The sequence below is a fragment of the Leptodesmis sp. genome, from assembly GCF_052746595.1.
Genome location: NZ_JBRAGO010000175.1, coordinates 1 through 5,220, shown reverse-complemented (window position 1 = coordinate 5,220; position 5,220 = coordinate 1). Strand labels below are relative to the sequence as shown.

Here is a 5,220-nt window from a genome sequence, read left to right as displayed (position 1 = left end):
TTGTCTCAGTTGCAGATAGCAGTTTTGCGGCTTTGGAGTTTTTCGATGCCCTGCATCAACTGGCAACTGCCGTTTCTGTCATTACTGGTTTATGTCTGGATGCAGCCCTCTATGAGCCTGCTCAAAGCGTCAACCCAAACAAATAAGTCGCCCCCCGTCAGGTGGGGTAATGTTCACTCCGGCAGGAACTTTTAGGCCGTTGTTTCATTCATCTATGTTTCGGGCTAAATAGATGAGGGTTCAGTTGGATCTGAATCCCAAATGCCCCAGGGTGAATCTTCAGACCTATTTTTGTGCCAATTTTCACATCACAATTGTTATGGCTGTAATACCACACACTTCTGAATCATCCCCCCTTTCTGCCCTACCGCTGGCCTTTGCTAAATCCCCCGCAGCGACAGATGTCAGGCCCTGGGGATCGTTCACCGTTCTGGATGAAGGGCCAGGATACAAAATTAAGCGAATTGAGGTGAATCCAGGACACCGCTTGAGTTTACAAATGCACTATCACCGCAGCGAACATTGGATTGTGGTGTCTGGAACGGCGCGAGTCACCTGTGACGATCAAGAAATTATCTTGTGTAGCAATCAATCGACTTACGTTCCTCAAGCGAAAGTTCATCGATTAGAAAATCCTGGGGTAATCCCACTGGTGGTAATTGAGGTGCAGAATGGAGATTATCTGGGAGAAGATGATATTGTTCGCTTCCAGGATGATTATGCCCGCGAGAAACCTTAGGTTCCTGCATGCACCACGTCTCCATTCGCACTGCCAATATTCACCGAGCGATCGCCTTTTACGAATTGCTCGGTTTTGTTGTTCATGAGCGGTTCACCACGGGCTATACCCTGGCTTGCTGGATGGAAGGCTGGGGAGGCCGCCTTGAACTGATTCAGATTCCCCAACCACAGCCGGCCCCAGACGCCTTTTATGATCAGCATTACGTGGGTTACTACCACCTGTCCTTTGACCTCACTGAAGCCACTCCTGACCTGCCGACCTGGTTAGAGGCTTTAAAGGAGCAGTTCCTTCAGGCCGCCACGCAAAATCCTGACCAGTATCAGCCTCTCAAGGTACTTCTGGAACCAGAACAGCAGATGATTGGCGATCGCATTTACGAAGTTGCCTTTATTGCGGATGCAGATGGTCTGCCTCTGGAGTTTATTCGCTTGCAAGCAACTGTCGATCGCTAAGTTTCAGGCAGTAACCAATACTTGCGATCGCACCTGTTCAATCAGCAAACTCAGACCATCTGCATTGACCCGATAACTGAGTGGATGGGCAATCAAGCGGGCTGTGCTTTCAAATAACACTTCGATTTCGATCAGGCCATTCTCTTTCAACGTGCGGCCTGTGGAAACTAGATCGACGATCGCTTCTGACATGCCCGTGATCGGGCCTAATTCCACTGAACCATAGAGCGGCACAATTTCGACTGGCAGATCCAGAGCATCAAAATATTCCCGCGCACAGTGGACAAACTTGGAGGCCACCCGACCATAAATCGGCAATTCCAGAGCGGAACGGTACGAACTCGACTCTTTCACGGCCACCGACAATCGACAGCGCCCAAATCCCAGATCGGCCAGATGCGCCACCTGCGGTTTTTTCTCTCGTAATACGTCATAGCCCACAATGCCTAACTGAGCCTGACCGTATTCCACATAAACCGGAACATCCTGCGCTCTGACTAGCAGTGCTTTCGCCGCTCCATTGGTGGATGGAATCTGTAATTGACGATTAGCAGAATCTAGAAACGCACTGAAATCCAGCCCGATCGCCTGAAATAGGCGAATACTATCTTTCAGAAGTGCCCCTTTGGGAAGTGCAACGGTGATCATGGTGAGATTAGAAGGTAAATGTCGTTCTCAAAATACCAATAATCGCCGTGTCATTGGCGGGATTGTGGTTGGGGTTGAAGAGGACGATCGCTCCTGGGGTAACGCTGAGATTGTCACTGAGACGATAACGATAAAAGACCTCTAAATGAGTAGTGCGTCCGGGTTGAGAGCCAGGTTCTGCAGCCAGGTTGCCCCGATTGATGAAATCTGGGATGTTGCGGCCTGTTGGTAAATTACTCTGGGTGATGGCAGGTGGCTGACCGATATACAGACCACCCAGATTTCCTGGCCCAAACAGGTCGGGAAAGTTGAGGAAGGTCATCCAGTTGAGGGTGGCTACAGTACCGGAGAAGCTTTTGATCTGGGATTGAGTGTATCCCGCCCAGCCGCCCCAGGTCAGGCGAGGAGTAACCCGCCAGGATAAGGTTCCACCAACGGTATGGGTTTGAATGGGAGCGCGAATCAAGGGAGACGTGGCCGTTGGTAGGGCCACCTGGTCATCTCCCACCCCGGTTCCCAAAAATCCTGAAGGGGAATAGGAGTGGGCATAGTGAAGGGCAACATCGAGCATGTTGGTAGGAGCGATCGCCAGTTGAGCCGCGATCGTGGTTCCCCCATTGGCTCCACCAAGCAGTCCTCCATTGGCCGGATCATTGGGACGATTGGTAAAATAAGCTCCCTGAACAGAAAAGCGACTACCCAATTGCCAGTCAAAGCTAGCCCCAGCATTATCGGTACTGCCATTGCCTGTACCCAGGTTCAGAATTGGGTTGCGTTGGGCAAATAGAGACAACGGCCCCTGTCCGGCACTTTCAATGCGGTTGGCTCCCCGAAAGACATTAATCATATTGACCCCTTTCGCCCCCGCCAGGGCAGCAAAGTTGCGGCCAAACAGATGCCGGAAAGTCAGATCACTCAGCTGCAGAGAACCTTCCGTATCGCCTTCATAGCTTAATAGAACCGGATTGATCAGAGGTTGAATACCACTTCTACCTGTTCCAGCTTGCAGTCCGGTAAATAACCAACTGCGTTCACTGAAAGCGGTATATAAACTCAGTTGCACGTTGGTAATCACGTTGATTTGGTTGGTGCGATCGGGCAAACGGCTACCCGCCAACATGATGTCAGTACCGCTGTGCCCCTGAATCCCCATAATCACCTGGCCAAATAATTTAGTTGTTGTAGAAAATTGCTGCTGTTGCAGAGTGTCAGATTGAACTGCCGATGCCCCTAGTCGGCCCCGGACAACTGCCAGTTCAGGCGCGAAATCTTCCAATAATTTCTTGACTGGTTCCAGGTCTTCCTTGGTTGCCAGGTCAGTCGTGCTGGCGGCTAAAACGTCCTGAACTTTGTCCAGGCAGGCATTCAGGCCAGCGGCAAATTCGTAGCAGCTGAGGGCACGATCGCCGCGAAACAGGTTGTCAGGATAGCCGACGATGCAACCATATCGTTCAACCAGCGATCGCACAGCCTGAAAGGCCCAATCCGTTGGTTTGACATCCGCTAACTGAGAGACAGACGTCAGTTGTTCCAGTCCAGCGTCGGAATCGACGGGATCGAAAGAAATTGCAGGGCTGGATTGGTTGGAGTGGGAAAATCGGGTATTGAGGTTGTCAAAGATAGGGAAGGCTTGAGTTGGAGCAGTCTCTAACCCAGAAATTCCGATGGCGAAAGGTACCCCTACGGTAACAGCAATTCTAAATCTGGACTTTTCTGCTCCAGATAGCTTAACTCCAGTATGGATCGACATGGACTTGCTCCTGTTCCAATCCCTGGAATTCTATCCGCGAATGGCAGGCCAAACCACTAAGGCAACCAGCGGGGACGGATACCGGGCAAGGGAAGTTGTTCTGGCTCGGATTTTTTGCTCAAGTCAGCGATGTTAATTGGCAGCAGCCACAATCGGCTATCCGCGATCGCCATGCCGCTCTGACCACGAACCCCTGAGGCATTCCCTTGCTCGGTTTCAGTCGTCTGATCGAACAGCACTGCCAGAGTATCGGGAGAAACATCCATGTGGACATCCCGCTGATTGGGAAGCGGTAACAGGGAGGTCAGCTTACTGGTCTTCAGATCGATCGCAGCCAGATAGGGTTCTTCCTGATAGGTGTCGCCAGGAACCAGTTGGGAGAGTAAGCAGAACAAAACTTGTTTTTTGGGGTCAAACTCCGCCGAAAAAATCGAACCTGTGGTTCGCAGTAGTTGCTTCTGAGTACCTTGATTACTCACCAGAAACAGCGATCGGGTGCGATCTGTGTTGAACTTCACCATAGCAGCCAGGGAGCCATCACTGGAGAAATTCAGCACCATGCCAAATTTGGGCAAAAAGTCTAGAGGTTTGGCATCCGGTTGTAGTGGCAAAATCGCTAGACCCTGTCCCTGGGCGATCGCCAGTGAATCACTATCAGGCGTAATCAGAAAGTCCCCTCCGGGTTGGCCTTTTAGGGGCTCCGGTGGTTGGCCTTCCCGCAAAACCCAGGGGCCAAAATCGGCTGGATTGGTACGGCTAACTCGCTGTACCACGATCGTTTTGCCGTCCGCAGACAGATCGAATTTTAGATTTTGATAGTCCCTGCTATCCAAAATCTCTTCTAAGGTTCCGGCGGGTTTCACCTCTGGCAATTTAACCGGATCTTTATTGGCAGGATTGGCATCGACTTGCAGGGGAGGATGGGGTTGAATGCCTGTGGACACTCGATATAGTTTCTGCTCCAATAACCCTTGAGGTTGGGCAGTACGTTCACTGGCGGCAAACAAAATGCGATCGCCCAGGGCATAGGGCTTAAAGTCATTCACCACCAGATTGTTGGGGGAAAGAATCAGCCGTTGTTGCTGGGTCAGGTTATACAGGATTAACCGTCCGGCTTCTTCTCCCTGCACCCCAATGTAAGCGAAGGCCCGATCGCGGGTACGAAATTTGGCCTCAAAGGGACGAATTGTGGATTGCGGCCCTCCGGCCTGACTGAAGTAATCCAGAGCATTTTGTAACCGGATGGTATAGTCCTTGCCGTAGGGAGCAGACAGATTTAAGGTATAGGCCATTCGTCGCCCGGCCCAACTTATTTTTCCAGACAACGGAGGCGTAATTGTCAGGTTTTTCTCGACCGTTTGATGATCCATCGGACGGCTGAAGGTGATCACAAACGCGGTATCATCCGCCCCAATCGTTTTATCCTGCCAGGTAAAGTCGCGAACCTGAGCCGACGTGCGACCGCCACTCCACAACAACAGCCCTGTAACAGCGGCAATCACCAGCATCAGGGCAATAGCGACCCGATCGAGGGCCAGAGGAAAAGAACGGGCTGGAGGAGAGGAGGACGATCGTGGCATGGAAGATTTCTCAGAGGTGCGATTTCGGATTTTAGATCAATTTCTTCT

General features: G+C 51.3%; 5 protein-coding genes. 2 read left to right on the top strand and 3 right to left on the bottom strand.

The annotated features are described in order from the left end of the window. Positions 1–319: 319 nt before the first annotated feature. Positions 320–739 carry a phosphomannose isomerase type II C-terminal cupin domain gene (locus ACUVQO_RS22410; RefSeq protein WP_445928038.1) on the top strand — a complete coding sequence of 140 codons (420 nt, stop codon included), beginning with the start codon at positions 320–322 and terminating at the stop codon, positions 737–739. A gap of 8 nt (positions 740–747) precedes the next feature. Continuing rightward, a complete protein-coding gene (locus ACUVQO_RS22405; RefSeq protein WP_445928037.1) occupies positions 748–1,194 on the top strand; it encodes a VOC family protein in 447 nt (148 codons plus the stop codon). Between the two features lie 3 nt (positions 1,195–1,197). On the opposite strand, the gene hisG is transcribed toward ACUVQO_RS22405, so the two are convergent. The 3 genes from hisG to ACUVQO_RS22390 are packed head-to-tail and all read right to left on the bottom strand — an operon-like array spanning position 1,198 to position 5,172. Beyond that, positions 1,198–1,842 (bottom strand): ATP phosphoribosyltransferase, encoded by a 645-nt coding sequence (gene hisG / locus ACUVQO_RS22400; protein WP_445928036.1) that lies wholly within the window; start codon positions 1,840–1,842, stop codon positions 1,198–1,200. A 7-nt stretch (positions 1,843–1,849) separates the two neighbouring features. Next, a complete protein-coding gene (locus tag ACUVQO_RS22395) occupies positions 1,850–3,592 on the bottom strand; it encodes an iron uptake porin (protein ID WP_445928035.1) in 1,743 nt (580 codons plus the stop codon). 56 nt (positions 3,593–3,648) lie between these two features. Further along, entirely contained in the window at positions 3,649–5,172 is a 1,524-nt protein-coding gene (locus ACUVQO_RS22390) for an Ig-like domain-containing protein (RefSeq protein WP_445928034.1), read from the bottom strand. Positions 5,173–5,220: the final 48 nt, after the last annotated feature.

Bases quoted from the DNA above. Each gene is read 5' to 3' on its own strand.
- ACUVQO_RS22410 (WP_445928038.1), top strand. From the start codon at position 320: ATGGCTGTAATACCACACACTTCTGAATCATCCCCCCTTTCTGCCCTA.
- ACUVQO_RS22405 (WP_445928037.1), top strand. From the start codon at position 748: ATGCACCACGTCTCCATTCGCACTGCCAATATTCACCGAGCGATCGCC.
- hisG (WP_445928036.1), bottom strand. From the start codon at position 1,842: ATGATCACCGTTGCACTTCCCAAAGGGGCACTTCTGAAAGATAGTATT.
- ACUVQO_RS22395 (WP_445928035.1), bottom strand. From the start codon at position 3,592: ATGTCGATCCATACTGGAGTTAAGCTATCTGGAGCAGAAAAGTCCAGA.
- ACUVQO_RS22390 (WP_445928034.1), bottom strand. From the start codon at position 5,172: ATGCCACGATCGTCCTCCTCTCCTCCAGCCCGTTCTTTTCCTCTGGCC.